Origin of the sequence: Streptomyces sp. BPTC-684 (genome assembly GCF_030028635.1) — a bacterium.
GTDB classification, from domain to species: Bacteria; Actinomycetota; Actinomycetes; order Streptomycetales; family Streptomycetaceae; genus Streptomyces; species Streptomyces noboritoensis.
Window position 1 is genome coordinate 3,042,023 of sequence record NZ_CP124863.1, and the last position, 26,395, is coordinate 3,068,417.

The window sequence follows — 26,395 nt, forward strand, 5'->3', positions numbered from 1 at the left end:
GTGGTAAATCCGGGGACGGGGGGCCCGTGGGGCGACTCAGGCTCTGGTGGTTCGCCTCGCGGACCTTGCGTATGAGCTCTTCGCGGCGTTGGGCCTCTTCCTCGGCCCGCTGCTGATCGGTACTTCTCGTCACGGCGCGCACCCCCTCATGCACGTACCCCTTCACGTGCAGCGTGCGCGCACAGAACGCGGCCCGCAACAGCCGAGGACATGCGAAGGGCCCGGAACCTGTCCGGTTCCGGGCCCTTCACCTCCGCGCAAGGACTACGCGGGCTTCTCTTCCAGACGCGGGAAGAGGACCGCGCCCTTCGTCACCGTCGCGCCGACCGGGAGCTGGCCCCAGCGGGCCGCGTCCTGGACCCGCTGGTCCGCCAGCGGCCCGAGGTGGGCGGCCTCGGCGCCGAGGGAGTCCCACAGCTTCTGCGAGGTGTCCGGCATGACGGGGTTCAGCAGGACGGCGACGGCGCGCAGCGCCTCGGCGGCCGTGTAGAGGATGGTCGCGAGGCGGGCGCGGCCCTCCTCGGACTCGTCCTTGGCCACCTTCCACGGCTCCTGCTCCGTGATGTAGCCGTTGACCTGCTTCACGAAGTCGAAGACCGCCAGGATGCCGCCCTGGAAGTCCAGCTCCTCGCCGATCTTCCGGTCGGCCTCGGTGACGGCCCTGGTCAGGCCGTCGGCGATGGCCTGCTCGGCCGGGCCGGAGGCGGTCGCGGCCGGGAGCGTGCCACCGAAGTACTTGCCGACCATGGCCGCCACGCGCGAGGCGAGGTTGCCGTAGTCGTTGGCGAGCTCCGAGGTGTACCGGGCGGTGAAGTCCTCCCAGGAGAACGAGCCGTCCTGGCCGAAGGCGATGGCGCGCAGGAAGTACCAGCGGTAGGCGTCGACGCCGAAGTGCGAGGTCAGGTCCTGCGGCTTGATGCCGGTCAGGCTCGACTTGGACATCTTCTCGCCGCCGACCATCAGCCAGCCGTGCCCGAAGACCTGGCCCGGCACGGGCAGTCCGTTGGCCATCAGCATCGCGGGCCAGATCACCGCGTGGAAGCGGAGGATGTCCTTCCCGACCAGGTGCACATTGGCCGGGAACGTCTCCTCGAACTTCTCCTGGTTCGCGCCGTAGCCGACGGCCGTGGCGTAGTTCAGGAGGGCGTCGACCCACACGTAGATGACGTGCTTGTCGTCCCACGGGATCGGGACGCCCCAGTCGAAGGCCGACCGCGAGATCGACAGGTCCTGCAGGCCCTGCTTCACGAAGTTCAGGACCTCGTTGCGGGCCGACTCGGGCTGGATGAAGTCCGGGTTCGCCTCGTAGAACTCCAGGAGCTTCGGGCCGTACTCGGAGAGCTTGAAGAAGTAGTTCTCCTCCTTGAGGATCTCCACCGGCTTCTTGTGGACCGGGCACAGCTTGGTGCCGTCCTCCGCCTCGATGAGGTCGCCGGGGAGCTTGTACTCCTCGCAGCCCACGCAGTACGGGCCCTCGTAGCCGCCCTTGTAGATCTCGCCCTTGTCGTACAGGTCCTGGACGAACTCCTGCACACGGTCGGTGTGCCGCTTCTCCGTCGTGCGGATGAAGTCGTCGTTCGCGATCTCCAGGTGCTCCCAGAGGGGCCGCCAGGCCTCCTCGACGAGCTTGTCGCACCACTCCTGCGGGGTGACCCCGTTCGCGTCGGCCGTGCGCATGATCTTCTGACCGTGCTCGTCCGTGCCGGTGAGGTACCACACCTTCTCGCCGCGCTGACGGTGCCAGCGCGTGAGCACGTCGCCTGCGACGGTCGTGTAGGCGTGGCCCAGGTGAGGAGCGTCGTTGACGTAGTAAATGGGGGTCGAGACGTAGAACGCCTTCGCCCCCTGCTTCTCGGATCCAGTGGCCGCCATGGTCGAAATCCTAACGGCCGCGGGACGATCCACTCACCCGCATAAACCCGCGGCGGCCGGTGGAGAGGTCCGCGAAACATCCGTTCCCGTACGAAGGACGCATCCTGGGAGGAGAGGGGGCGCGTACGTGGACGGGGAACGGCAAGGGGAACAGAGCATGCGGGTACTGGTCGCCGAGGACGAGGAGGTCCTCGCGGAGCTGGTCGCGACCGGGCTGCGGCGGGCCGGTTTCGCCGTCGACACCGTCTACAGCGGCGACGCGGCGCTCGCTTACCTGGGGCTGCACGACTACGACGTCGTCGTCCTGGACCGCGATCTGCCCCGGGTGCACGGCGACGACGTGGCCCGCCGCCTGGTCGCCTCCTCGGCCCGCACGAGGATCCTGATGCTCACCGCGTCCGCGGCCGCCGAGGACCGCGTGGAGGGCCTCGATCTGGGGGCCGACGACTATCTGGGCAAGCCGTTCGACTTCCCCGAGCTGGTCTCGCGGGTGCGGGCGCTGCGGCGGCGCAGCGCCCGGCCGGTGCCGCCGGTCCTGGAGCGGCTCGGGCTGCGGCTCGACACCGTACGGCGCACGGCGGACCGCGAGGGCCGTTCGCTCGACCTCTCCCCGAAGGAGTTCGCGGTCCTGCAGATCCTGCTGGAGGCGGACGGCGGGACGGTGTCGGCCGAGGAGCTCCTGGAGCGGGCCTGGGACGCCAACGCGGACCCCTTCACCGGCGCGGTCCGCGTCTGCCTCAGCAAACTGCGCGGCAAGATCGGCGAGCCCGCCCTGATCCGTACCGTCCAGGGCGTCGGGTACGCCCTGTGATCCGCACCCGGGTCGCGCTGGTCTTCGGCGCGGTCTTCCTGGTGCTCGGGGCGGTGCTGCTCGGGGTGGTGAACCTGCTGTCCCGGGCCGGTACGCAGGAGCAGGCGGCCACCATCGCGACCCGGGCGACCACGGTCCGGCTCGACCAGCCCTTCGAGGAGGCGCGCGGGACGCAGGGGCCGGTGCTCGCGCCGCTGACCGTACGCCAGCTGAGCGAGGACGTGAGCGACGCGGCCTGGCGGCAGAACGCGGTGTGGTCGTCGATGGCGCTGCTGGGAGTGGCGTTCCTGGCGGTGGCGGTCGGCTGGTACACGGCGGGGCGGCTGCTGCGGCCGGTCCATGTGATGACCGAGCGGGCGAAGCGCCTCTCGGCGGACAACCTGCACGAGCGGATCGGGGCGGCGGGGCCCGACGACGAGCTCAAGGAGCTCGGCGACACGATCGACGACCTGCTCGGCCGCCTGGAGAAGGCGTTCGACAGCCAGCGGCGGTTCATCGCCAACGCCTCGCACGAGCTGCGCACCCCGCTGGCCACCCAGCGGGCGGCGATCCAGATCGGCCTGGACGACCCGACGCCGGACGACCTCGCCCGTACCCGCGCGACCCTGCTCGACAACAACCGCCGCAGCGAGGCCCTGATCGAGGGCCTGCTGATGCTGGCCCGCAGCGAGCGGGGCCTGGCGGAGCGGGAGGAGGTGGATCTGGCGGAGGTGGTACGGGAGGAGGCGGCCCGGTACCCGCGCGCGACGGTCACGGGGGTGCCGTCGACGTGCGTGTCCGGAAACCGGGCGCTCCTGGCCCGCCTCACCGCGAACCTGCTGGCCAACGCGGCGGCGTACCACCGTGTGGATGGCAGGGTCGAAGTGGCCGTCTCCGATGGGGGGTTGACGGTGTCCAACCCCGGCGGGGTGGAGGTGGCCCTTGCCGAGGTGCCCGCGCTGTTCGAGCCGTTCCGGAGGGGGGAGGGCCGGGATCGAATGGGCCCTGGGGCGGGCCTGGGCCTGTCGATCGTGCGCTCGATCGCGCAGGCGCACGGGGGGACGGCGGTGGCGGCACCGCTGCCGCAGGGGGGCTTGGCAGTGACGGTGTCACTGCCGCGCCCCTAAAGCCCTCGTTCGTCTGCGGACCGTGGGTGGCTGGTCGCGCAGTTCCCCGCGCCCCTTAGGTAGTAGGCCGCAGCCGGAGAATCCAGCTCAGCCATAGTCCTTTAGGGGCGCGGGGAACTGCGCGAGCAACCCACCACAATCCGCAGACGAACACCGGGCCGATAAGGGGCGCGGGGAACTGCGCGACCAGCCCCCACCGGCCCGCAGACAAACACCGGGCCGAAAAGGGGGCGCCTACCGCCGGGAGAACCCGCCGACGAGCCCGGCGTAGAGCGCGGGGTCCGCGAGCTCGCGGGGAACGGGCCCGGCGTGGAAGAACGCGGCGTTCGGCGCGTCCAGCTTCCGCAAGAAGTCGAACGCCTTGCTGTCGTCCTCACCGAACGCCACGAACTGCCAGAACAGATCCTTGCCCGCCGCGTCGGCGAGCGCCTGCCGAGCCGCCACCTTGGCATCCGGCGCACCGTCGGTCTGGAAGACCACGAGCGCGGGCCCGTCGTACTGGCTCTTCTCGAAGTGCTCCACGACCGCCTCGACAGCGGAGTGGTAGCTGGTGCGCCCCATGCGGCCGAGCGCCGCGTGCGCGTCGTCGACGACGTTCTCGTACGAGGTGAGCGACAGGTCGGCCGTGCCGTCGAGCTCGGTCGAGAAGAACACCGTGTGGACGGCGGCGTCCTCGTCGAGGTGCGCGGCGAGCGCGAGCGCCCGTTCGGCGAGCTGCTGGGCGCTGCCGTCCTTGTAGTACGGCCGCATCGACCCGGACCGGTCGAGCACGAGGTACACCTTGGCCCGCGCCCCGACCAGCCCGGCCTTGCGCAGCTGTGCCCCGGCGGCCTTGTAGTGCTCGACGAGGCCGGGGGCGCGGGACTTGATACGGGGGAGGGTGACGGCTGCCTTGGCGGCGGGCTGCACGGGCTCGGGCTCGGCGTCCGTGGCTGCCTCCACGGCCTGCGGCTCCGGCTCGGGCTCCGCCACGACGGCCACGGGCTCGGGGTCCGGCTCGACCACAGCAGCGACGGGCTCCGGCTCCACGACCTGCGGCTCGGGCTCCGGTTCCGGCTCGGCCTCGGCCTGTACAGGCTCGGGGTCAGCCACGACGGCCACCGGCTCGGCCTCGGCCGCCACAGGCTCCGGCTCGGCCGGGACCGGTTCGGCCTCCACGACGGGCTCGGGCTCGACGGCCTCCACCACAGCCTCAACCTCCGGCTCCGCCGGACCGCGCTCCGCCAGCGGCGACTCCCCCCGCGGCTGCGGGACATCGGAGCCGCCCGGAACCGACGCGGGGGCCGGGGCCGACGGCTCGGCCGGGGACGCGTCCTCCGCCGGACGCGCCGGCGACGGGACCGCCGGGCGCGACGGGGTCGCGTCGAACGCCGCCGCGACCAGCTCCTCCGCGGGGGAGAGGTCGCGCCGGGCCGGGGCCGGCACGGTCGGGGTCGCGGACGCGGCCGGTGCGGACTCCTCGGCGGGGGCCGGCACGGAGGCCGCGGCCGGAGCCGACTCCTCCGCCGGAGCCGCCGTCAGGTCGGCGCGCTCCGCGTCGCGATCGCGTCCGAACACTTTGCGCAGCAAGCTCCGAATGCCCATGGGCGAGGCCTTTCGCATGAGTTGGGTGCGATATGCGTTATATGGCGTTACATATCCACGCCGCGTGAGCGGGACCACTAGCGTGGACACGTAAGGTTAGCGATCCGATCCGGTCAACCTCGGCAGGGGGCGGACGACGCCGTACCGGTTACGTCCCCGACGGCATCCGCCACCGCGCGATCTGCTGCTCCGGATCGCCCGTGTACACCCACGGCACCCGCGCCGCCCGCTCCCCCAGCAGCCCCACCAGGGAACGCGCCTCCAGGCTCAGCCCCGCGCAGCACGCGGCGTGCGCCAGGTAGTTGAGCTCGGCCGCCTCCGCGAGCGGCACCGGGCCGGGCGGGCGGCCGCCGAGCCAGCGGTCGTAGGTGCGGCGCAGCTCGGTCACCGCCAGCTCGCCGCTCCAGTGCTGCCCGAACCCCCGCACCGGCTGCCCCTTGGCGCCCTCGGCGGCGTACCGGTACTCCTCCACCCGGGCGATCTGCACGAGGACCGGCAGCGCCGCGCCCTCGGGCGCCGCGCCCGCCGCGTCCCGGGCGAAGTCGTACATCGTGCCGTGCGTCCCGTGCCAGCGGGCCGAGAAGTAGCGCAGCATCTGCACATGGCCCTCCACGTGGTACGGGTCGCGGCGGCGCAACTCGTCCCACCAGCCGCGCAGATCGCGCCGCCCCACCCCGCCCTCGTACAGCCGCGCCACCGTGAGCAGCGACGCCCACGGCATCGGGTCGGCGGGGTGCGCGTCCGCCGCGCCCAGACAGGCCATCACCGCCACGTCCAGGCGGTCCCGGTCGGGCACGGCGCCGCGACCGGCCGCGATGGCCCGGTTGAAGACGCGGACGACTTCGGTGGCGGCCCGCAGCACGGCCGCGTCCGCGCTGTCGGGCTCGGCGGCTCGCCACGCCTCCACGACGGTGGAGCCCGCGACGGCGGGCGCGAGCAGCCGGATCCGGTGGGTGCGCAGCGGCCAGTTGTCGCCGGTCGCCCGCAGCAGGTCCCGTACGCCCTGCCAGCGCCCGATCACGATGTCGTGCCGGGCGGTGGCGAGCGGGCGGTCGCCGAGGTCCGGGTCGAAGCGGACGGCCGGGGAGCGGCGGCGGGCAGCGGCCATCAAGACCCCTCTCTGGTCGGTGGGTCGGGCTCCGGCGGTCAGAAGTCGGTGGGCAGTGCCGCGCCCGCGTACTCGGGGCGGCCCGCGCCCGAGGAGGCGTACACCTCGTCGACGGCGATGGCCCGGCCCGCGTCGAGCGCGGCGGGCCGGTAGTAGGCGCTGCCGCGCCGCCAGTACCAGAGCATCGGGGCGAGCCCGGCGGCGAGGCCGCCGAGGCCGATGGCGATCGCGGCGCCGCTGAGCTGGGTGAGGGAGGCGACGAAGACGCAGAACATGAAGAGCGCGCCGAGCGCGGGCCACAGCCCGCCGAAGACGAAGGAGCCCACCGACTCGGTCAGCGTGCTCCGGTACGCGACGACCGCGGCCAGGCCCGCGAGGCCGTAGTAGAACGTGGTCTGGAGGCCGATCGCGGCGAGCGCGTCGGCCATGATGTCCTCGACCGAGCCCAGCGCGTTGGAGGCGACGAACAGGCCGAGGGCGACGACGCCGACCACCACGACGGCGACCCAGGGCGTGTTCCAGCGGCGGTGCACGGTGCCGAGCGCGGCGGGCAGCGTACGGTCGCGGCCCATCGCGAACAGCGAGCGGGTGACCTGGAGCAGCGTGGTCTCCAGGGTGGCGATCGTGGAGAGGACCACGGCGAGCACCATGAGCTTGCCGCCGACGCCGGGCCAGATGGTCTCGCCGAGCACGGCCAGGACGTTGGACTCGTGCTGCTGGATCGCGCCCGGCGTCAGCGTCATGTTGACGGCGACGGTGAAGCCGACGAAGAGCAGGAAGACCACGGCGAGGCCGACGAGGGCGGCGAGCCCCGCGGTGCGGCGGCTGTCGCGGGTCTCTTCGCTGAGGTTGCTGGTGACGTCCCAGCCCCAGTAGTAGAACGCGGCGATCAGGGTGCCGGAGGCGAAGCCGCGCAGACCGTCGAAGTGGCCGAAGCCCAGCCAGGACCAGTCGAAGGGGGCGGCGCCGCCGTGGTGCAGGAGCGCGCCGACGGCGAAGACGACGAGGATCGCGAGCTCCACGCCGGAGACGATCACCTGGGCGCGGGCGGAGAGCCGGGCGCCGCCGAGCACCACGGCGAGCATCAGCAGGAACCAGCCGGCGCCGGTGGCGGTGGCGAGCGCGGTGTGGCGGGCGAGCTCGGGGTCGAAGAGGGCGAGGGTCATCTGCCCGGCGGGCAGCGATCCGGCGACCATGAAGATGGTGGCGGCCACGACCAGCGCCCAGCCGCTCATGAAGCCGAGGAAGGGGTGCAGGGTCCGGGCCACCCAGGAGTAGGCGGCGCCCGCGTTGACGTCGATGCGGCCCAGGCGCCCGAAGGCGAGGACGATGCCGAGCATGGGTATCGCGCAGTAGAGCAGCGCGGCGGGTCCGGCGAGGCCGACGGCCCCGGTCAGTACGGCGGTGGTGGCGGCCAGCGAGTACGCGGGCGCGCTGCCCGCGACGGCCATGACGACGGTGTCGAACGTGCCGAGGGCGTTGGAGCGGAGCCCTCTGTCGGTGCGGCTTCTGCTGTTCATGGCCGTCCTTTGCTGCGCGACGCGACATATGGCGGTATGTCGGAACTCCGTTCCCGCGGGCGGGTGTTGGAGATCGCGTGCATCGTAATGGCCGCGACACCATCCCGGATGCCGGTGTTTGTCTGCGGGCCGGTGGGTGGCTGGTCGCGCAGTTCCCCGCGCCCCTGAGGTAGTCGGCCGCAGCCGGAGACCCCAGCTCAGCCACAGGCTTTTTTGGGGGTGCGGGGAACTGCGCGAGCAACCCAGCACGGTCCGCAGACGAACGACGCTTTTAGGGGCGCGGGGAACTGCGCGCTCAGCCCCCACCGGCCCGCAGGCAGGGCCGAGGCGCCGGGATCCGCAGCGGTCCCGCCAGCCACGCGCGGTAGGGCGCGGACATCCGGGCCGCCTCCCAGTACGCCGCGTCGAGCGCGGAGTGGACCGTCCCGTACAGCGCCTCCTCGTACGCCCCCGTCCGCGCGGCGAGCAGCAGCCGTACGGCCAGGGGGTCGCCGCGCAGCGGCCGGATCGCCATGTCCGGGCGCGGGCGGGAGGTCGGCTGGCAGGGGGTGACGACCTCGCCGGTGGCGACCAGGGAGGCGGCGGTGAGGTAATCGCCGTGCAGCACACGGGGGTTGAGCCCGGCGGCGGCGAACACGCGCCGCAGCCCGTCCCACTCGCCGTCCACGCTGGGGTCGACCATCCACCGGTCGCCCGCCAGGTCGGCGAGGTCCACCACCTCGTCCTCGGCGGCCGGGTGGTCGACGGCGAGCGAGATGAACTGGGGTTCGCGCTCGACGAGTACGCGTACGTCGAGCCCGTCCGGCACCCGCAGCGGGCAGCCCTCCACCTGGTGGACGAAGGCCACGTCGAGCTCGCCCGCCGCGACCAGGCCGAGCAGGGCGCCCGCGGAGACGGCGACGTGGAGCTGGGTCTCGGTGCCGGGCAGGCGCTCGCGCAGCCGGCGCAGCCAGCCGGGGATGGCGCGGCTGGCGGTCGAGCCGATGCGAAGGCGGGGTCGCCCGTCCACCCCGTCGACGACCGCCCGCACCTCGGTGACCAGCGCGTCCATCCCGGCGAGCAGGGGGCGGGCGCGGCTGAGGACGGTCTGGCCGAGGGGGGTCGGGCGGCAGCCGGTGCGCTCGCGGCAGAAGAGCAGTCCGCCCAGTGAGTGCTCGATGCGCCGGAGTTGGGTGGTCAGGGCCGGCTGGCTGGTTCCCAACTGTCGCGCGGCCCTGTGCAGACTGCCGGTGTCGGCGATCGCGCAGAGGGCGCGGAGGTGCCTCACGTCGAGCTCCATGGCCCGAGGGTAAAGGGATTGTCATGTCCCGACTAGACGGCCGATTCCCTGCCGATAACGCCGAGTTATCGCCGGTTGCCATCATCCCCGCGCGCACCCGGCTCCCCGACACTCGCCCTGGTCCCGGCAACCCACCGGGGCCACCCCCACGAGAACGACCAGGAGCCTCCCATGAGACACCAGAGGACTGTCGTCCTGTCCACCGCGCTGGGTCTGGCGCTCGCCGGCCTCGGCGCGATCCCCGCGACGGCGGCGGCGCCTTCCACCACCACTTCCGCGTACGCGCAGAGCTCGACGTACGCGGGTTCGGCGAAGGAAGCCTCCAACAACAAGGCGTTCTACGACGCGGTGATGAAGTCGGTGGCCAAGAAGCGGGCCGCCGACCCGCTGGCGGCGTCCGTCACGGTCTACTACAGCACCCGCAACGCGCCGAGCTTCCGCTCCCAGATATCGCAGTCCACGCAGATCTGGAACTCCTCGGTGCAGAACGTCCGCCTCGCCGAGTCCTCCTCCGGCGCGGACTTCTCGTACTACGAGGGCAACGACCCGAACGGCTCGTACGCGTCCACGGACGGGCACGGCAACGGCTACATCTTCCTCGACTACCGGCAGAACCAGCAGTACTACTCGGTCCGCGTGGTCGCCCACGAGACCGGCCACGTCCTCGGTCTGCCGGACCACTACTCGGGCCCGTGCAGCGAGCTGATGTCCGGCGGCGGCCCGGGCACGTCGTGCACGAACGCGTACCCGAACAGCCGGGAGCGGTCGCGGGTGAACACCCTGTGGCAGAACGGCCTGGCGACGGCGTTCAAGCCGGCGGCGTAAGGGGTACGGGGCGGGGCTCGTCCCGAGTCCCGCTTCTGACTCGGCATGCGGCCGGGCGACCCGGGTGTCGTGCGGGCAGGTGGGGCCGCTGGGTGTCGGACCCCTCTGGCAGCATGAACGCATGCCGAGTGTCTCTCCCCGCCGTCCGTGTCCGTCGTGCGGCCGTGCCGTGGCCGTGGTGGCGGGCAGGTACGTGCGCCACGATCCGCGCACGCGCACGTCGGGCGGCGGGGAGCTGACGCTCTGCCCCGGCTCCAAGCGGCGGGCCCCGGCGGCGCCGGGCCAACGAACCCTGGACGGCTTCGAACTCCCCCGGTTCCCGGGCCAGCTGCCCCTGTTCTGACCGATCCCGCACCCTGCCCACCCGCCCGCCCGTTCGGCGGGGTTGGTGAAGCCCGGGCCTCTGGCGGGTGGCCACCGCCATCGGCGTCCGCCCGCGCGTGCGTGGTGCGCCCGCCTGCGGCAGGCCTCTTTCCCACCCGCCCGCCCCTCGGGTCGTCTGCGGACCGTGGGCGGCTGGTCGCGCAGTTCCCCGCGCCCCTTCTTGGGCCGGTGTTTGTCTGCGGGCTGTGTTGGGTTGCTCGCGCAGTTCCCCGCGCCCCTGAGATGCGCCCCTTCGGGCCGCCCAGGGGATTGCCGCGCAGCGGCATTTAAGGGGCGCGGGGAACTGCGCGACCAGCCCCCACCGGCCCGCAGCCAAAGAGGAACCCACTCCGCGAAGCGGGCCGCTGCACGCGCGGGCGGGCGCCGGTGGCGGTGGCCACCCACCAGAGGCCCGGTCCATCGCAACCCCTTGCAGGGGCGGGCGGGTGGGAAAGAGGCCCGCCGCAGGGCACATCACGCACGCGCGGGCGGACGCCGACGGTGGGTGGCCATCCACGAGAGGCCCGGGCGATGCAACCCCGCTGAACGGGCGGGCGGGTGGGTCAGCGTGGGGACGCGATCGCTCGGGCCGCGCGGACCTCCTGGCGGAGGGGGGCCAGGACGCTTTCCTCCGGCCCCGTCAGGGACGCCCGTACCTCCACGAGGGTGGAGGAGGCGCGGAGCCCGTCCGCCAGCGCCCGCAGCTCGCGGGAAACCTCCGCCACCTCCGAAGGAAGCGGCGCCGCCGCCCCGTGGTTCACCCGCACCCGCGCCGCCGTCGTCGCGTCCACGATCCGCTCCACCGCCACCACCAGCGGCCACCACGCCGCCGCCCGCGCCCCCGTCGGCGGCGGCTCGGTCAGCGCCCGCTGGAACTCGGACCGGACCACCGACAGGTCCCGGTAGATGCGGCGGCGCCGCCGCACCCGTTCCGCCTGGTCCGGCCCCGCGGAAGCGAACGCGCACTCCACGTACCCCGCCGCCTCCCCCACCGCGTCCGCCAGCCGGTCCCCGATCCGCGTGTGCCAGCTCTCCGGCCACAGCAGATACCCCGCCACCAGCGAGATCCCGCAGCCGATCAGGCTGTCCCACAGTCGCGGCAGGACCAGCGCGAAGCCCTGGTGGTTCAGGACGTCCGACAGCAGCAGGATCACCGGCGTGATCGCCGCCGTCTGGAAGGCGTACCCCTTTGCCGAGAACGCCGGGATCAGCGCCGCGAGCACCACCATCACCGGCACGTCCCACCACCCCCGCGGCACCTCCGCGAGCACCGCCGCCGCCGTCACCAGCCCCACCGCCGTGCCGAGCGCCCGCAGCACCGCCCGCGAGAACACCGACCCGAAGTCCGGCTTGAGGACGAACGTGACGGTCAGCGCCACCCAGTACGAGCGCGGCACCGCCACCAGCGACACCAGCGCCTGGGCTAGCCCGATGCAGAGCGCGAGCCGCAGCCCGTACCGCCAGGACGCCTGCGAGAACAGCACGTTGCGCGCGCCCCGCCGCAGCCGGATCCGCAGCGCCGCCGGGCGCCCGAGCCGGTCGTCGACGTTGTACGGGTCGGGATCCGGCTTGTGCACCACCACCGCCGCGTGCCGCAGCGCCGCGTCCACCGCCCGCTCCGACGGCGTGGTCGGCTCCGGGAGCGCCAGGTCCGGGACCGGTCCCGTCCGTGCCTGTTCGACCGCCGTCGCCAAATCCCGTACGGCTGAAGGGATTTCGGGAGGCAGGGGACGGCCCCGCAGGTGTGCCGCCGGGGCCGCCTCCACCAGCGGGATCACCACGTTCAGCTGCGCGAGCAGGCGTACCAGCGGGCTGCGCCGTCCGTGGTCGCGGGTGCGGCGCGCGAGCACCAGGTCGTACGCCGTGTTGAGCGACTGCGTGACCGCCTGCCGCTTGGCGTCGTACGCCGGTGTGCCCGCCGCTTCGAGCAGCTCGGCCACGGAACGGTAGGTCGCGGCGACGGCGGCCCGCTCCGGGACCCGGTTGCGCAGCGGCCAGCCGAGCAGGGTGAGCAGGAGGACGAACAGGCCGCCGAGGGTGAGCAGCAGCGGCGCCTTCCACCACGGCGACGGCATCGGAAGCCCGGCCCCGACCACCGCGTTCAGCAGGAGCAGCAGCCCGGAGACCGAGGCCACCGCGCCGATGGACGAGATCATTCCGGAGACCAGCGCCACCAGGGTGAGCGCGATGACGGCGAGCCAGCCGTCCCCGTACACCAGGGTGCCGAGCGTGACGCCGATCGCGCCGAACAGCTGCGGTACGGCGATGTTGAAGACCCGCATGCGGTACGCGTCGGCCGTGTCCCCGATGACCCCGGACAGGGCGCCCATCGACACCAGCGCGCCGTACGTCGGCTGGTCGGTGGCGAAGCCCACGGCGAGCGGGGCCGCGAGGGCGACGCCGGCGCGGGCGACTGCGGGCCACACGATCGGCGTGCTCTGCGGGCGCAGCCCGCTGACCAGCCACTGCGGCGGCGCCAGCCGCACCCGTCCCCGGTCGCCCGGGCCCTTGTCCACGTCGAGCTGTGCACCCATGGGATCAGTATGCGATCAGGCTGAATGGGACCTTTTGGGCGGGCCTCGGCACAATGGATCTTGCCCGGTCTTTGTCTGCGGGCCGGTGGTGGGCTGGTCGCGCAGTTCCCCGCGCCCCTGGGGGGTTAGGGGCGCGGGGAACTGCGCGGCCAGCCCCCACCGGCCCGCAGGCGAGCGCGTCCGTCAGAGGAATCTTTATCCACAACCTGTGGATAAAGATTCCCGCCGAGCGGCGACTCCTACGGCACGAACAGCGTCTTCCCCCGCGCCCCACCCACCCGGTTCCGCTCCAACGCCTCCGGTGCCTTCTCCAACGGGTACTCCGCGTCCACCGGCACGTGCACCTCGCCCGCCAGTGCCGCCGCGGCCAGCGCGTCGAGCAGTGCTCCCGACGCGGTGAGCCGGAAGTTCACGCCCTTCCCGGGCGGGGCCGCGCCCCGGGTGCTCAGCGCGGCGCCACCCGGGCGCATCAGCGACGCGTACGCGTCGAAGGCCTCCGTGTCGGCCGACACCAGGTCGACCACCGCGTCCACCCCGCCCGGCACCGCCCGCGCGCACGCCTCCCGTACCGACTCCTCCGTGGAGTCGATCGCGACCGCCGCGCCCAGCGCCCGCATCCGCTCCCGCTCGTCGCCCCGCACCACCGCGATGACCCGCAGGTCCCGCGCCGCCGCCAGTTGAGTCAGCGCGCTGCCGACCCCGCCCGCCGCGCCCACCAGGAGCAACGAGTCGCCCGGTTCCAGGGCTACGCCCGTGCGCAGGATCTGGAGCGCGGTCATCCCGGCCGTCGGCAGCGCCGCGGCCGCCCGCAGCGCGAGCCCGTCCGGCACGCCCGCGATCGTCGAGTCGTGCGGCATCGTCACGTACTCCGTGTACGTGCCGGTCCCCACCGGCGGCCGCCCCGCCTGCCCGTACACCGCGTCGCCCACCACGAACCGGTTCTCGCCCGGCCCGACCACGTCCACGCGGCCGGCGAAGTCGAGGCCCAGGACCAGCGGGAAGACGTGCGGGGCCCGGCCGTCGAGGAGGCCGTCGGCGACCTGCCAGTCGAACGGGTTGAGGGCGGCGTAGTCGATCTTCACCAGGACCTCGCCGGGGCCCGGCGAGGGCTTGGGGACATGGATGACCTCCGGTGTGGCCCCGAAGGCCTGGACCGCGACAGCGCGCATACGCGTACGACCTCCTGCTCGGCCCCCCTGCCAACCGGGCTCCCGGACGGTCCGATCCTCACCCAGGAGCGCGCCGCCCGCACCCCGGGGACACCCTCCGTCCGGCCTAGCCCTCGAACAGTTCGAGGTCGACGACGAGCGCCCGGTGGTCGGTCCCGCGCAGGGTCAGGAACTGCGCCGACCTGACCGTGAAGTCGTCGCCGCTGACCAGTACATGGTCGATCTGGGTGCGCAGCGGCGTGGTGCGGTCGGCGGGCCAGGAGTACGTACGGGACTTGCCCGCGATCCGGGCGCTGTCGTGCAGGGCGCCCGCCTTCAGGACCGACCGGAAGGCGGCGTGGTCCTGGCCGGCGTTGAAGTCCCCGGCGACGATCACCGCCTCTCCCTTCGCCGACACCGCGAAGTCCCGCACCCGCCGCAGCTCCCGCCGCCACGTGCCCTCCTGCCCCGGCAGCGGGGGCTCCGGATGCGCGAGCTGGAGCCGTACGTTGCGGCCCGCCACCCGTGCCACCGCGCCCGGCATGGCCATCTCGGAGGGGATCGTGGGGGCCGCCGTGAGCGGGTACTTGCTGAGGATCGCGGACCCGGCCGAGCCGTCCTCGCGTACGACGTTGCGGTACGGGTAGTCCGCCTTCGCCACCCGCTGCTCCAGCGCGTCCGCGCAGACGAACGCGCACTCCTCGACGAAGACGAAGTCCGGCTTCTCGCGCCGGACCGCCGCGATCAAGTCGTCCGTCGCCCAGCCGAATTCGGTGTTGGAGGTCAGGACGCGCAGCTGGCCGAGGGGGCGGCCGTGCGGGCGGGTGGTCTCGGCGCCGTACGGCTGGGTGTACCAGGCGGTCACCGCGAGCACGACGAGCGCCCACGCCATCCCGAGCCGCCACCGCCCGAACGCGGCCAGGACGAGCCCGGCGCCGCCCGGCACCAGCAGCCACGGCAGGAAGGCGAGCAGCTGCGGCACGGGCGTGACCCCGTCGGAGTCCGCGGCCCGGCACCCGACGACCGCGCTGACCCCGGCGAGCACAAGGCCGCCCAGCACCGCGCTCGCCCGGCGCCACGGGTGCCCCCGCTCCCCGGGCGGCCCCGCCGCCGCGTCCGTGGCGGGCCAGGGCGGTGCGGTGCCAAGGGCGTCCAAGGGACCCTCCCGGTCGACGGTTCGACAGGCCGTTCCGCCCTCAAGTATCCGCCGGTGCGCGCTGTCAGCCCGTCAGATGGGCGCGCAGGGCCGTGTTGAACTCGGCGGGCCGCTCCAGATTGGGCAGATGGGCCGCCGACTCCACGACGACGAGGGTGGATCCGGGGACCGCCGCGTGCATCGCCTCGGCGTCCGCGACCGGCGTGTACGTGTCGTCGCGCCCCACGACGACCAGGGTGGGGACGGTGACGGTGGTGAGCAGCTCGCGGTAGTCGGGCCGCTCGGCGCGCCCGCGCAGCGCGGCGGCGGCGCCTTCGGGGTCGGTGGCGGTCATCATCCGGTACACGTGCGCCTTGACGTCCGGGTCCGCGTAAGGCGCCACCATCTTCTCCAGCACCTCGTCCGCGTACGGCTTCATGCCCTCGCGTACGAGCCGGTCGGCCATCTCGCGGCGGGCGGTGCGCCCGGCCGGGGTCTCGGCGGCGGGGAAGGTGTCCGCGAGGATCAGGCTGCTGATCCGCTCGGGGAAGAGCCGATAGCACTCCATGACGATCTGGCCGCCCATGGAGAGCCCGCCGAGCGCGAAGCGCGCGATGCCGAGCCGGTCGGCGAGCGCGCGGACGTCCTCGGCGAAGTCCGACAGGAGGGTGGTGCCGGGGGTGACGGGCGCGCTGCCGTAGCCGCGCAGATCGGGGGCGACGACCCGGTGCGTACGCGCGAACTCCTCGATCTGGGGGTCCCACATCGTGCGGTCGAAGGGATGGCCGTGGACCAGGAGCAGGGCGTCGCCCGTGCCTCGGTCGGTGTAGGTGGTGGGCATGTCAGGAGGCTAGGCGGGCCCAACTGGTCGGTGCAATAAGATCTTTGCTCTCGGTGCAATGTTCTGGAGGTTCGGGGTGGACTACCGGCGGCTGGCGGACGGGGTGGCGAAGGCGATAGCCGACGGGAGGCTGCGCCCGGGCGACCGGCTGCCGCCCCAGCGGACGTTCGCGCGCCGCCACCGGGTGGCGGTCTCGACGGCGATCCGGGCGTACGGGGAGCTGGTGCGGCGGGGCCTGGTGGTGGGGGAGGTGGGGCGCGGCACGTTCGTCCGGGCGGCGCCGCCGCACCCCGGGTCGGTGCTCGCGGAGGACAGCGGCCGCACGCCGGTGAACCTGGAGCTCAACTACCCCGTGGCGGACGGCCAGTCGGAGCTGATGGCGCGCGGGCTCGCGGGCCTGGCCCGCCCGGACGTCCTCCTGGAGGCCACCCGCCCGGCGGCGGCGGACGGCACGCCCGAGGCGCGGACGGCGGCGGCCCGGGTGCTGGCCCGCCCCGGCTGGAGCCCGGACCCGGACGGCCTGCTGTTCGCGGCCAACGGCCGCGCCGCGATCGCGGCGGCGCTGTCGGCGCTGGTGCGGCCCGGGGGCCGGGTGGGGGTGGAGGAGCTGACGTATCCGCTGGTCAAGGCGGTGGCGGAGCGGCTGGGGATCACTTTGGTGCCGATCGGGACGGACGGGTCGGGGCTGCTGCCGTCGGCGCTGGAGGCAGCGCACCGGCGTACGCCGCTGAGCGCGGTGTACGTACAGCCGACGCTGCACAACCCGCTGTCGCTGACGATGCCGGGCGCGCGACGCGAGGAACTGGCGTTGGTGCTACGGGAGTTGGATCTGCCGGCGGTGGAGGACACGACGTGGGCGTTCCTGGCCGCCGGGGATACGCCCGCGCCGCTGGCGGCGTACGCGCCGGAGCGGACCGTGCTCGTGGACAGCCTGTCGAAGCGGCTGGCGCCGGGGCTGACGGTGGGGTTCCTGAGCGTCCCCGAGGCGTACGGGGAGGAGGTCGCGCGGGCGCTGCGGTCCGGGGCGTGGACGGCGGGCCGGTTCAACCTGGAGGCGGCGGTGCGGTGGGTGGAGGACGGGACGGTGGAGGCGGTGACGGCGGCGAAGCGGGTGGAGGCGGGGGCGCGGCACGCGCTGGTGGCGGGGTATCTGGGGGACTTCGCGATTCGTACGGACCCGTGCTCGTACTACTGCTGGTGGGAGCTGCCGTCGCCGTGGCGGGCGGAGACGTTCGCGGCGGTGGCCGCGGAGGAGCTGGGGATCGCGGTGACGCCGGGGTCGGCGTTCGCGGTGGGCGCGGCTTCGGCGCCGGACGCGGTCAGGGTGGGTCTGGCGTCGCCGCCACGGCCGGTGCTTGACGTGGCCCTTCGTCGGCTGGCGGAGCTCGCCGTACGCGGCTGGTGAGCCAGGCCGTGAGGGCCAGGGCGAGACCGGCGGCGACCGCGCCCCAGGCGGCGCCGCACAGGGCCTCGGTGAGGGTGTCGTAGACGGCGGCGGCGGTGCCGGGGTCGGCGTGGGGCGGGAGGTCGGCGAGGGTGAGGACGCGGCCGAGGGCGACCAGGGCGCGCAGCCCGAGCCCGCCCGCGGCGATGCCGAGGCCGGCGGCGGTGACGGAGGAGCGCACGGGTCCAGCCAACCCCGGGTTGCCGGGCAGGGCGCGCGGGTGTGGGCTGTATGGGGGAAGTGGAAGGAGTTGCGCCATGTCCGCACACGCAGCGATGCCGACGGGATCGGCGTCGTCCCGGCCGGGCCCTTCGTCCGGCTTGGCCGCCCGGTTCGGCCTGCCCCCTGCGCTGATCGCCCTGCCGGTGGTCATCGGCGTCTTCTACGGCTTCTGGGCCGCGTCCATCAACCGCCGGGGCGGCGAGGTCACCGGCGCGAACATCGCGCTCGGGCTGGTGTCCGGGGCGGTGATCGCTGCGCTCGGCCTGGGCCTGCTGATGATCCAGGGCCGCCTGCCGCGGGAGCTGCGGGCGGCGGCGTTCGGAACGTTGTTCGGGGCGGGGACGGGGTTCCTGTACGCCCAGTCGGGCGAGAGTGTGTTCGGGGCGTCGATGATGGGGGCGCTGCTGGGCGGGGGCATGATGGCGGCGGCGTTCTACGTGTTCTACACGCGGGAGTAACCCGCCCGCCCGTTCGGCGGGGTTGCGTCGGCCCGGGCCTCTCGTGGGTGGCCACCCACCGCCGGCGTCCGCCGGCGCGTGTGGTGGCCCGCTTCGCGGAGTGGGTTCCTCTTCGCCTGCGGGCCGGTGGGGGCTGGTCGCGCAGTTCCCCGCGCCCCTAAAAGCGCCCCTCCGGGCCGCCCCCCGGGATGCCGCGCAGCGGCATTTTTAGGGGCGCGGGGAACTGCGCGAGCAACCCACCACAGCCCGCAGACGAACTCCGGGCCGAAAAGGGGCGCGGGGAACTGCGCGCTCAGCCCCCACCGGCCCGCAGACAAACGCCGGGCCCGCTCAGCCACCCGCCAGCGGGCGGACCGTGAGGATCTGTTCGGCGTGGCCGACGGGCCCGTGGACGTCGTGCAGGACGCTGCTGGTCAGCCCCTGCCCCGACGGGCCGAAGGTGACGGTGGTGTCCAGCCCGGTCCACGGCCCTTCCGGCTGCCGGTGCAGATGGATCGTCAGGTCGAGGTTCGGGAACATCCACGCCGTCGGGTCCTGCTGGACGGCGATGCCGTTCGCGGTGTCCACGAGCGCGATGTACGAGGCGAGGGCACTGCTCGGCTCGCCCGCGACCAGGTCGACGGGCGAGGAGATCCAGGCCGACGTACGCCCCTTGCGGACCGGAGGCGTCCGGCGGACCTCGATGGACGAGACGTAGCCCCCGTCCCACCCCTCGCTCATCACCCAGGGAGCGAGCTCCTCGGGGGCGGCGAGCCGCTCGTGTGGGCTGTCGGCGACGGCAGAGGTGTCCAGGGACGCCAGCAGCCAGGCCCGCGCGCGGACGACCGGACGGCCGCCGATGACCACGGTCGCCTCAAGGAGCTCGATGGTCCGGCCGGGCCGAACCGTCTCCACGGTGATCTCGCACTCGTCGAGTGCGATGCGGCCGAGGATGTCGTAGCTGATCCGCGCGAGCACGAGATTCCCCGGTCGCGTCGCCAGGTGCCGGTCGAGGGCGTGCACGACGAGCCCGGACACCGGACTGAAGTGCTGTTCATCGGGGCTCCACGCGCCCCCGGCGTGGGCCGTGGGCTTGTAGGAGCGCTCGCCCGTCCGCTCGTAGTAGCTCTCGCGAGCGGCAACGCCTGTGGTCACGGGATCCGTCTCCTTGAACAGGGCAACAAGGCAACAAGGCAAGAGGTGCACGGGGGATAGCTGCATCTCTCACGCATCGTAGGGAGCGCCCCGACCGCCGGTCACCGTGATGTGACGCACAAGCGGCCAGTGGGGTGGTGGACGGCCCCGTACCCTGAAAGGACACCGACCAGAAGGAGCGCCCCCGTGGCCGAGGACGCCGAGGACACCGAGAAGAGCAAAGAGCGCGGCATCGCCCTCCGCGCCGGTTTCTACATCTTCGGCACGCACCTCTTCGCCGGATTCGTCTGGCTGCTCTTCTACGTCGGCGATCACGCCCACAAATAGCCCGCCGCCCCGGACCCCGTCCCGTTACCATCACCCCATGACTTCCCCCGTGCACCGTGTCAGCAATCTCCGCTGGTGGCGCTCCTCCTAAGGAGCGGCCACGACACCTGCACGCCATCGAGGGCCGTTCGACATGGACGGCCCTTTCGCATGCCCGGATCCCTCTGGACCGGACCGGCCGTCCCAGACGCCCGCCACCCAGAGAGGCCCAGCCCAATGACCCGTCTGCTCACCGGCGACCGCCCCACCGGCCCCCTCCACCTCGGCCACTACTTCGGCACCCTCCAGAACCGCGTCCGCCTCCAGAACGAGGGCATCGACGTCCTCCTCGTCATCGCCGACTACCAGGTGATCACCGACCGCGACCTCGCCGACAACCTCACCGACCACACCCACGGCCTCGTCCTCGACTACCTCGCCGCCGGCATCGACCCCGCCCGCGCGACCGTCTTCACCCACAGCGCCGTCCCCGCCCTCAACCAGCTCCTCCTCCCCTTCCTCAGCCTCGTCTCCGTCGCCGAGCTCGGCCGCAACCCCACCGTCAAGGACGAGATCGCGCACTCGCGCCAATCCGCCGTCAGCGGGCTGATGTTCACGTATCCGGTCCACCAGGCCGCCGACATCCTCTTCTGCAAGGCCGACGTCGTCCCCGTCGGCCAGGACCAGGTCCCCCACCTCGAAGTCACCCGTACGATCGCCCGCCGCTTCAACGACCGTTACGGGCACGTCTTCCCCGAGCCCGAGGCCCTGCTCTCCGCCGCGCCCCTGCTCCTCGGCACGGACGGTACGAAGATGAGCAAGTCCCGCTCCAACTCCGTCCCCCTCTCCGCCACCGCCGACGAGACCGCCGCGCTCATCCGCCGCGCGACCACCGACGCGGACCGCCGCATCACGTACGACCCGGCCAACCGCCCCGGCGTCTCCGGCCTGCTCCAGCTCGCCGCCCTCTGCCAGGACCGCGACCCGCACGACGTCGCCACCGAGATCGGGGACGGCGGCGCCGCCGTGCTCAAGCAGCAAGTCACCGAGGCCGTCAACACCTACCTCGCGCCGATGCGGGCCCGCCGGGCCGAGTACGCGCAGGACCTCTCGTACGTACACGAGGTCCTCCGCGAGGGGAACAAGCGCGCCAACGCCATCGCCGAGACCACTCTCGACGAGGTGCGCGCCGCGATGGGCGGCTTCCGCTAAAACCAGCCATCTTCCTTGCAATGGAAGGTGTCAGTTGAATGTTGCATTGCTTTACATGGTTTTGATCTTGCATTCCCTTCATGATCGTATTGGGGCATGCGTCGGGGGAGGCCAGCGGACGATCCGTTCGTCGTGTCCTGGAAGAGAATCGAGGAGAGTTGAAGACAACAGCAGCGAGATGGGTGACCGCCGTGGTCGCCGGCGGTCTGATAGCCGCGCTCGGGCCCGTGGACGCTTTCGCCGACGGCGGTATGCCCGCCGAGTGGGAGCCGGGCAACGGCAGGACCGTGGAGGACCCCAAGGACACGCCCGCCAGCGGGCTGACCTATCAGTACGTGCTGCCGTTCTACCAGGAGCATGGCTTCTACCTTCAGAACGCTGCGCCGCCCCAGCGCCTCACCCCCGGCGCCCGGCAGGTCCTCAGCCTGGGCCGGGAAGGCAAGGTGACCGAGGCCATGCAGACCGGCGTCGACGACGACGGGGTGGGTCCGTGGCGGGACCGGGTGGTCGGCGGCCTGACGATGGTGGCGAAGGCCGCCGCGAAGAAGTTCGGCGGGGATCTCGGCGAGAGCGTCGTCAACGCGCTTGTCCCGGACCTCAAGTCCCCCAGCGTCGTCACGGATAAATCGGTCAAGTTCGATGTCACCAACACCATCACGGTGACCCCGAAGCGTGATATCGAGGCCCGCGCTGTCTACTACAGGCTCAAGACCGTCTCCGACATCTGGAAGCGGGACAAGGGCCAGGACAAGCCGACTCTCGTGCAGGGCGGGCAGGTCACCGACGCCGTCGTCGGCATGGGCTGGGTCCTCGGTTGCAAGGACGAGTCCGGTCGGGACTACATCTGCCAGGCGGGCAAGGACTTCGAATCCAAGAACCCGGTCTCCGACAAGGAGAAGAAGAAGTACCTGCCCCCCACCGGCGCCCCGGACCGGCTCAAGAGCAGAGAGATCGAGATGGGAAGCCCCTGGGCGGCCACGGCGTCCAGGGTGAGTATGGAGTACCCCGAGGAGTGCACCGTGGATGCCAAGGCCGGCACCGTGAGGGCGGACGCCAATGGCGCGCCCGTGAGGTCACCGGATGAGGTCCAGGTCTGGTGCGCCCTGCCGGAGTACCAGAGCGGCCTGAAGTTCAGCCACTATCGCGTCCAGTACGGCATCGGCAGGGTGGATGGATCCTCAGGTTCCTGGGATCCCAACTGGGGCTCGGGCACGCTGACCTCGGTCAGGGAGGCGCCGAGGAATTTGCCCAACGAGGCGGCGCTGCGCAACGTCCGGGCCATTCCGGCGGACGGCAAGAAGCGGGGCCTGGCCTTCTACGTGGGCGGTAGCGGGGGGATCGCCGCCTATCCGAAGCTCACCCTCAAGGTCGTTCCGGTGACCGCGGACTGCAGTGAGTCCGGCCAAGCGGGGAGCCTCGGCTGCCGCAACCCCCTCCAGGACACGCCGTTCGAGAAGGGCATCGATGGCGCAGTAGCCGTCCCGGGATCGAAGTCGGACCTGTACTTGTTCAAGGGCGACGGCTACGTGCGCTACAACACCGGGAACGACACGGTCGACAAGTGGGGCGAGGGCGGGAAGCTGCTGTCGCTGGCCGACCACTGGCCGGGCCTGAAGGGCACCGGGTTCGAGACCGGCATCGACGCCGCGGTGGAAGTACCGGGTTCGTGGGACTCCGTGTACCTCTTCAAGGGCAGCAAGTACCTGCGCTACAACGTGCAGGAGGACAAGGTCGAGAAGTGGGGCGGTGACACCGGCGTCCTGTCGCTGGCCGACCACTGGCCGGGCCTGAAGGGCACCGGGTTCGAGAACGGGTTCACCGCCGCCACCGTCGTTCCGGGTTCGAGGGACTCCGTGTACCTCTTCAAGGGCAGCGACTACCTGCGCTACAACGTGCAGGAGGACAAGGTCGAGAAGTGGGGCGGTGACACCGGCGTCCTGTCGCTGGCCGACCACTGGCCGGGCCTGAAGGGCACCGGGTTCGAGAACGGGTTCACCGCCGCCGCCGTTGTGCCGGGTTCGAGGGACTCCGTGTACTTCTTCAAGGGCAGCGACTACCTGCGCTACAACGTGCAGGAGGACAAGGTCGAGACGTGGGGCGGCAACATCCCCGTCCTGTCCCTCGGCGACAACTGGCCGGGTCTGTCCGATGGGCCCCGGCGCGCCAAGGCATCCTGACCGAAGCCCGGCCGACCGAGACCGGTCGGCCGGGTCCGTCCGCTCAGCGCGCCCCGGGCCGGTCGCACTCGAACCACACCGTCTTCCCGCCCCACGAGTGCGGCAGCACCCCCCACCGGTCCGTCACCGCCGCCACGATCAGCAACCCCCGCCCGGACTCGGCGAGTTCGTCGGTACGGGCGGGGGCGTGCGGCAGCTCGGCGCAGTCGTCCGTCAGCTCGACGCGCACTCCGGACGGTCTGGCCAGTATCAGGACATGGCAGTGGCGGCCGGGCACATGGCGTACGACGTTGGCCGTCAGCTCGGTCAGCGCGAGTTCGGCCGCGTCGGCCACGGCGGTCATGGACCAGTTGACCAGATACCAGCGCAGGATGCGGCGCAGATGCCGGGCCGAGTGGTCGCCCACGGTGATGTTCATGCCGTAGCGACCCCCAACTTGCGCCTCGGAAGGGTGAGTTGCGTGATTCACGCCACCAGAGTGCGGTGATCTGGTTACGGTCGGTAGGGGCAGAAAAATCTGTCCACTGCGTGCGGTTGGGGGTGACCCTTCGTCATGGTCAACATCCGAGACCTCGATCCCAGCGCCTCGCCGCTGGATTATTACGGTTCCGAGCTGCGCCGCAAGCGCGAGGGAGCCGGAATGACGCAGGAGCAGCTCGGGAGCTGCATCTTCTGCGCGGCGTCGTTGATCGGCCAGATCGAAACGGCGCGGAAAGTCCCGACGCGGGACATCTCCGAACGGTTGGATGCCGCGCTCCTCACGGAGGGGTTCTTCGCGCGGCTGGTGGGGCTGGTGCTGCGGAGCCAGCTGCCGTCGTGGTTCCAGCAGTACGCGGAGATGGAGGTACGGGCGGCCTACATTTCCTCGTTCCAGGCCCAGTTGGTGGATGGTCTGTTGCAGACCGAGGACTACGCGCGTGCCGTGCTCGGCGCACGCGACGACGGTGACATCGATGCCCGCGTGGAGGCTCGTATGGAGCGTCAGCGGATCCTGGACCGTGAAAATCCGCCATTGGCCTGGGTGGTCATGGGTGAGGCTGCGCTGCACCAGGAGATGGGCGGTCGAAAGGTCATGCGGGAGCAACTGGAGCACCTGCTGCACCTGCACAGGAAGCGGGACTGGGTGAAGGTGCAGATCCTGCCCTTCGCGGCCGGAGCGCATGCCGGGCTACAGGGTTCGTTCAACCTCCTGCGGTTCGACGACGACCCGGATCTCGTCTACACCGAGGACTTCGTGAGTGGCCATATGACGGCCAACCCGCAAGCTTTCAAGCAGGGTTCACTCCGTTACGATCACTTGCAGGCCGCCGCGCTCTCCGTGGAGGATTCGGCGGACTTGATCGCCCGCGTAATGGAGGAGCGTTATGGGGACCAACCAGTACCTGCCGGGCGCCCAGTGGCGTAAGTCGTCGTACAGCGGCGATGCTGGCGGCCAGTGCGTCGAGTGCGCGCCCCTCGGGGCTGCCGTCTGGCAGAAGGCGTCGTACAGCTCCGACACCGGCGGCCAGTGCGTCGAAATCGCCGCCCAACCCCACCGCATCGCCGTCCGCGACTCCAAGAACCCGGACGGCGGGGCCTTCGTCGTCGGCCCCGCCGCCTTCAGCGCCTTCGTGCGCAGTCTCTGAGGGTCAGAGCAGCGGGCCCGTGACCGGGAGCACCAGCTGGCACGGGATCGAGCGGGGGTGTGCCGGGTCGAGCGCGTTCAGTACGTGCGTGAGCGCGATCGGGTCGTAGGAGATCTCCGTGTGGTCCGTGGCGTCGAGGACGCACTGGTCCTGCACCGTGATGTTGGTGACGTGCGGCCCGGCGGGCAGGAACGTCGAGGTGTACGGGGTCGTGACCTGGTCGAACTTCGTCGCGATGTTCGTGTAGGTCACCCCCGGCGCCGTACCGCCGTCCGCGTTGAGTGTCTTGAGGAAGTCCGAGCCGACTTCCTGCTGGACGCACGCGGGGCAGGCCGGGCCGACCACGAACTCGTTGGCGGGCGCGAGGAGTCGGAGCACGCGGCCGAACTCGGTCAGCCCGGACAGTGTCGTGCCCTGGTTCGGCGTGCCCAGTGACACCAGCTTGCCGACCTTGGCCGCGCCGCCGAGGTGGTTGGCGTAGTACCGCGTGACCAGGCCGCCCTGCGAGTGGGCGACGACGTCGACCTTCGGCGCGCCCGTCGCGGCCCGCACCTTGTCGACGAAGGCGGCCATCGTGGCCGCGCCGTCCTCGATCCTCTCCATGCCCTGGAGCGGTGAAGTGGGCGTCTTGCCGCCGTAGTTGAAGGCGAAGACGCAGTAGCCGTTGTTGGCGAGCAGCGGCGCGGCTCCGCGCCAGTTGAGGTTCATGTTCTCCGCCGTGCCGTGCACCAGGACCACCGGGGTGGGGTGGGCCGTGGAGCGGCAGGACCAGTCGTTGGCGCCGGGCGGCGCCTCGGTGGGTTTGAGGAGACCGGCGAGGAATCCGATGCCGAAGTGGGTCTCCACCGGGCGGGTCGCGGTCGACCCGGCCGTATCGGTCTCGGCCGCCTTGGCCGGGGCCGTGCTCAGCGCCATGAGTCCCGCGGCTGCGAGTGCGGCACTCGCACAGGCCCGGGAAATTCGGGAAAATCTCATATCCAGTACCGTCCCTTGTTCTGGAATTCGACCAGCTGAAAGTACGGCCGGATTCCGACGGTAGGCAATGGATCTCAGTCGCACTCCGTCAAGTCCGCAGAGATATGCCAGAGATTTGTGCACGGGCTGCGGGAACTTGTCACGCGCGTGAGCGTATCCCGCTGTGACGAGCGGTAACGGGCCAGTAACCTGGCACGTCACGACCGTTGACTGGTGAGTAACAAGCGCTCATAATCGCACTTCTCGGATGAGGAGGGTTTCGGCGAGGGCTTCGAGGAGGGCTTCAGTGATGGCCGGACCATGGGTTGCTCTGCCGAGTTCTCTCGCCATGGAGCTGCGATAAGGGACAGCGCTCCACGGCGGCCGAGGTGATCCGGCAGATACGACTGCACGTACCGGAATTCTCCCGACCGCTGGACGGGAATTTCGGATACGGAATACAGCGCGGGGTGGAAACCGCGCTGGCCGAATTCGCGGACCTCGTGGAGGGCGGCGCGGCCCCGGCCGCCGAGCGGGGCGAGGACCGGTGGCGGGTCTACTGGGTGCTCGGGCGCGGCGAGTTCGCGGAGGGCCGCAGCCTCGACGCGCTCCAGGCCGCGTACCGGCTCGGCGGGGGCGGGCGGGGCTGTCGGGTGCGTGCGGATCGGTGGGGGCTGGTCGCGCAGTTCCCCGCGCCCCTTGAATGCCGCTGCGCGGCATCCTGGGGGGCGGCCCGG

The 26,395-nt window shown here is 72.0% G+C and carries 24 protein-coding genes; 11 read left to right on the forward strand and 13 right to left on the reverse strand.

Annotated features, from left to right (window positions below):
* Window positions 1–264: 264 nt before the first annotated feature.
* Window positions 265–1,872, reverse strand: coding sequence for a methionine--tRNA ligase (gene metG / locus QIY60_RS13555; protein ID WP_283142643.1), 1,608 nt, complete (start codon window positions 1,870–1,872; stop codon window positions 265–267).
* A gap of 157 nt (window positions 1,873–2,029) precedes the next feature.
* Between metG and QIY60_RS13560 the strand changes: the two genes are divergently transcribed.
* Both QIY60_RS13560 and QIY60_RS13565 read left to right on the forward strand, forming a co-directional pair.
* Entirely contained in the window at window positions 2,030–2,683 is a 654-nt protein-coding gene (locus tag QIY60_RS13560; RefSeq protein WP_283142644.1) for a response regulator transcription factor, read from the forward strand.
* Complete coding sequence (locus QIY60_RS13565; RefSeq protein WP_283142645.1) at window positions 2,680–3,789, forward strand: ATP-binding protein; 1,110 nt, start codon at window positions 2,680–2,682, stop codon at window positions 3,787–3,789. Before QIY60_RS13560 ends, QIY60_RS13565 begins: the two co-directional genes overlap by 4 nt.
* 234 nt (window positions 3,790–4,023) lie before the next feature.
* Here the strand turns inward: QIY60_RS13565 and QIY60_RS13570 are convergent, their stop codons facing one another.
* The 4 genes from QIY60_RS13570 to QIY60_RS13585 all read right to left on the reverse strand — a co-directional run bounded on the left by QIY60_RS13570 (window position 4,024) and on the right by QIY60_RS13585 (window position 9,280).
* Window positions 4,024–5,346: a VWA domain-containing protein gene (locus QIY60_RS13570; protein WP_349253916.1), complete on the reverse strand. Its 1,323-nt coding sequence runs from the start codon at window positions 5,344–5,346 to the stop codon at window positions 4,024–4,026.
* Between the two features lie 175 nt (window positions 5,347–5,521).
* Window positions 5,522–6,481 carry a hypothetical protein gene (locus QIY60_RS13575; protein WP_283142647.1) on the reverse strand — a complete coding sequence of 320 codons (960 nt, stop codon included), beginning with the start codon at window positions 6,479–6,481 and terminating at the stop codon, window positions 5,522–5,524.
* A 38-nt stretch (window positions 6,482–6,519) separates the two neighbouring features.
* Complete coding sequence (locus QIY60_RS13580) at window positions 6,520–8,001, reverse strand: APC family permease (RefSeq protein ID WP_283142648.1); 1,482 nt, start codon at window positions 7,999–8,001, stop codon at window positions 6,520–6,522.
* A gap of 295 nt (window positions 8,002–8,296) precedes the next feature.
* Complete coding sequence (locus QIY60_RS13585) at window positions 8,297–9,280, reverse strand: LysR family transcriptional regulator (protein ID WP_283142649.1); 984 nt, start codon at window positions 9,278–9,280, stop codon at window positions 8,297–8,299.
* A 171-nt stretch (window positions 9,281–9,451) separates the two neighbouring features.
* On the opposite strand from QIY60_RS13585, the gene snpA reads away from it, so the two are divergent.
* A complete protein-coding gene (gene snpA, locus QIY60_RS13590) occupies window positions 9,452–10,105 on the forward strand; it encodes a snapalysin (RefSeq protein WP_283142650.1) in 654 nt (217 codons plus the stop codon).
* Between the two features lie 121 nt (window positions 10,106–10,226).
* Entirely contained in the window at window positions 10,227–10,448 is a 222-nt protein-coding gene (locus QIY60_RS13595) for a hypothetical protein (RefSeq protein WP_283142651.1), read from the forward strand.
* 583 nt (window positions 10,449–11,031) lie between these two features.
* On the opposite strand, the gene QIY60_RS13600 is transcribed toward QIY60_RS13595, so the two are convergent.
* The 4 genes from QIY60_RS13600 to QIY60_RS13615 form a co-directional block, all read right to left on the reverse strand.
* Window positions 11,032–13,002 (reverse strand): FUSC family protein, encoded by a 1,971-nt coding sequence (locus QIY60_RS13600; RefSeq protein WP_283142652.1) that lies wholly within the window; start codon window positions 13,000–13,002, stop codon window positions 11,032–11,034.
* A 239-nt stretch (window positions 13,003–13,241) separates the two neighbouring features.
* A complete protein-coding gene (locus QIY60_RS13605) occupies window positions 13,242–14,171 on the reverse strand; it encodes an NADP-dependent oxidoreductase (RefSeq protein WP_283142653.1) in 930 nt (309 codons plus the stop codon).
* A gap of 106 nt (window positions 14,172–14,277) precedes the next feature.
* A complete protein-coding gene (locus tag QIY60_RS13610) occupies window positions 14,278–15,306 on the reverse strand; it encodes an endonuclease/exonuclease/phosphatase family protein (RefSeq protein ID WP_283142654.1) in 1,029 nt (342 codons plus the stop codon).
* A 64-nt stretch (window positions 15,307–15,370) separates the two neighbouring features.
* Complete coding sequence (locus QIY60_RS13615) at window positions 15,371–16,126, reverse strand: alpha/beta fold hydrolase (protein ID WP_283142655.1); 756 nt, start codon at window positions 16,124–16,126, stop codon at window positions 15,371–15,373.
* 58 nt (window positions 16,127–16,184) lie between these two features.
* Between QIY60_RS13615 and QIY60_RS13620 the strand changes: the two genes are divergently transcribed.
* On the forward strand, window positions 16,185–17,531 hold the full coding sequence (locus QIY60_RS13620; protein ID WP_283142656.1) for a PLP-dependent aminotransferase family protein: 1,347 nt from the start codon (window positions 16,185–16,187) through the stop codon (window positions 17,529–17,531).
* On the opposite strand, the gene QIY60_RS13625 is transcribed toward QIY60_RS13620, so the two are convergent.
* Window positions 17,446–17,751: a hypothetical protein gene (locus QIY60_RS13625; RefSeq protein ID WP_283142657.1), complete on the reverse strand. Its 306-nt coding sequence runs from the start codon at window positions 17,749–17,751 to the stop codon at window positions 17,446–17,448. The genes QIY60_RS13620 and QIY60_RS13625 overlap by 86 nt on opposite strands.
* A gap of 76 nt (window positions 17,752–17,827) precedes the next feature.
* On the opposite strand from QIY60_RS13625, the gene QIY60_RS13630 reads away from it, so the two are divergent.
* Entirely contained in the window at window positions 17,828–18,250 is a 423-nt protein-coding gene (locus QIY60_RS13630; RefSeq protein WP_283142658.1) for a hypothetical protein, read from the forward strand.
* 330 nt (window positions 18,251–18,580) lie between these two features.
* Here the strand turns inward: QIY60_RS13630 and QIY60_RS13635 are convergent, their stop codons facing one another.
* Window positions 18,581–19,384, reverse strand: coding sequence for a thioesterase family protein (locus QIY60_RS13635; protein ID WP_283142659.1), 804 nt, complete (start codon window positions 19,382–19,384; stop codon window positions 18,581–18,583).
* A gap of 186 nt (window positions 19,385–19,570) precedes the next feature.
* Between QIY60_RS13635 and QIY60_RS13640 the strand changes: the two genes are divergently transcribed.
* The 3 genes from QIY60_RS13640 to QIY60_RS13650 all read left to right on the forward strand — a co-directional run bounded on the left by QIY60_RS13640 (window position 19,571) and on the right by QIY60_RS13650 (window position 23,079).
* Window positions 19,571–19,711: a DUF6126 family protein gene (locus QIY60_RS13640; protein WP_283142660.1), complete on the forward strand. Its 141-nt coding sequence runs from the start codon at window positions 19,571–19,573 to the stop codon at window positions 19,709–19,711.
* Between the two features lie 216 nt (window positions 19,712–19,927).
* Window positions 19,928–20,902, forward strand: a complete 975-nt coding sequence (gene trpS, locus QIY60_RS13645; RefSeq protein ID WP_283142661.1) for a tryptophan--tRNA ligase — start codon at window positions 19,928–19,930, stop codon at window positions 20,900–20,902.
* Between the two features lie 158 nt (window positions 20,903–21,060).
* On the forward strand, window positions 21,061–23,079 hold the full coding sequence (locus QIY60_RS13650) for a hemopexin repeat-containing protein (RefSeq protein ID WP_283142662.1): 2,019 nt from the start codon (window positions 21,061–21,063) through the stop codon (window positions 23,077–23,079).
* Between the two features lie 43 nt (window positions 23,080–23,122).
* Here the strand turns inward: QIY60_RS13650 and QIY60_RS13655 are convergent, their stop codons facing one another.
* A complete protein-coding gene (locus QIY60_RS13655; RefSeq protein ID WP_283142663.1) occupies window positions 23,123–23,497 on the reverse strand; it encodes an ATP-binding protein in 375 nt (124 codons plus the stop codon).
* Between the two features lie 135 nt (window positions 23,498–23,632).
* Here QIY60_RS13655 and QIY60_RS13660 point away from each other — a divergent pair, with 135 nt between their 5' ends.
* Both QIY60_RS13660 and QIY60_RS13665 read left to right on the forward strand, forming a co-directional pair.
* The gene (locus QIY60_RS13660; protein WP_283142664.1) at window positions 23,633–24,484 is read left to right on the forward strand and encodes a helix-turn-helix transcriptional regulator; all 852 of its coding nucleotides are present in this window, start codon (window positions 23,633–23,635) and stop codon (window positions 24,482–24,484) included.
* Entirely contained in the window at window positions 24,444–24,704 is a 261-nt protein-coding gene (locus QIY60_RS13665) for a DUF397 domain-containing protein (protein WP_283142665.1), read from the forward strand. Before QIY60_RS13660 ends, QIY60_RS13665 begins: the two co-directional genes overlap by 41 nt.
* 3 nt (window positions 24,705–24,707) lie before the next feature.
* Here QIY60_RS13665 and QIY60_RS13670 read toward each other — a convergent pair whose 3' ends face one another.
* Window positions 24,708–25,619 (reverse strand): alpha/beta fold hydrolase, encoded by a 912-nt coding sequence (locus tag QIY60_RS13670; RefSeq protein WP_283142666.1) that lies wholly within the window; start codon window positions 25,617–25,619, stop codon window positions 24,708–24,710.
* Window positions 25,620–26,395: the final 776 nt, after the last annotated feature.

Bases quoted from the DNA above. Each gene is read 5' to 3' on its own strand.
- metG (WP_283142643.1), bottom strand. From the start codon at position 1,872: ATGGCGGCCACTGGATCCGAGAAGCAGGGGGCGAAGGCGTTCTACGTC.
- QIY60_RS13560 (WP_283142644.1), top strand. From the start codon at position 2,030: ATGCGGGTACTGGTCGCCGAGGACGAGGAGGTCCTCGCGGAGCTGGTC.
- QIY60_RS13575 (WP_283142647.1), bottom strand. From the start codon at position 6,481: ATGGCCGCTGCCCGCCGCCGCTCCCCGGCCGTCCGCTTCGACCCGGAC.
- QIY60_RS13580 (WP_283142648.1), bottom strand. From the start codon at position 8,001: ATGAACAGCAGAAGCCGCACCGACAGAGGGCTCCGCTCCAACGCCCTC.
- QIY60_RS13585 (WP_283142649.1), bottom strand. From the start codon at position 9,280: ATGGAGCTCGACGTGAGGCACCTCCGCGCCCTCTGCGCGATCGCCGAC.
- snpA (WP_283142650.1), top strand. From the start codon at position 9,452: ATGAGACACCAGAGGACTGTCGTCCTGTCCACCGCGCTGGGTCTGGCG.
- QIY60_RS13595 (WP_283142651.1), top strand. From the start codon at position 10,227: ATGCCGAGTGTCTCTCCCCGCCGTCCGTGTCCGTCGTGCGGCCGTGCC.
- QIY60_RS13600 (WP_283142652.1), bottom strand. From the start codon at position 13,002: ATGGGTGCACAGCTCGACGTGGACAAGGGCCCGGGCGACCGGGGACGG.
- QIY60_RS13605 (WP_283142653.1), bottom strand. From the start codon at position 14,171: ATGCGCGCTGTCGCGGTCCAGGCCTTCGGGGCCACACCGGAGGTCATC.
- QIY60_RS13615 (WP_283142655.1), bottom strand. From the start codon at position 16,126: ATGCCCACCACCTACACCGACCGAGGCACGGGCGACGCCCTGCTCCTG.
- QIY60_RS13620 (WP_283142656.1), top strand. From the start codon at position 16,185: ATGTTCTGGAGGTTCGGGGTGGACTACCGGCGGCTGGCGGACGGGGTG.
- QIY60_RS13630 (WP_283142658.1), top strand. From the start codon at position 17,828: ATGTCCGCACACGCAGCGATGCCGACGGGATCGGCGTCGTCCCGGCCG.
- trpS (WP_283142661.1), top strand. From the start codon at position 19,928: ATGACCCGTCTGCTCACCGGCGACCGCCCCACCGGCCCCCTCCACCTC.
- QIY60_RS13655 (WP_283142663.1), bottom strand. From the start codon at position 23,497: ATGAACATCACCGTGGGCGACCACTCGGCCCGGCATCTGCGCCGCATC.
- QIY60_RS13660 (WP_283142664.1), top strand. From the start codon at position 23,633: ATGGTCAACATCCGAGACCTCGATCCCAGCGCCTCGCCGCTGGATTAT.
- QIY60_RS13665 (WP_283142665.1), top strand. From the start codon at position 24,444: ATGGGGACCAACCAGTACCTGCCGGGCGCCCAGTGGCGTAAGTCGTCG.
- QIY60_RS13670 (WP_283142666.1), bottom strand. From the start codon at position 25,619: ATGGCGCTGAGCACGGCCCCGGCCAAGGCGGCCGAGACCGATACGGCC.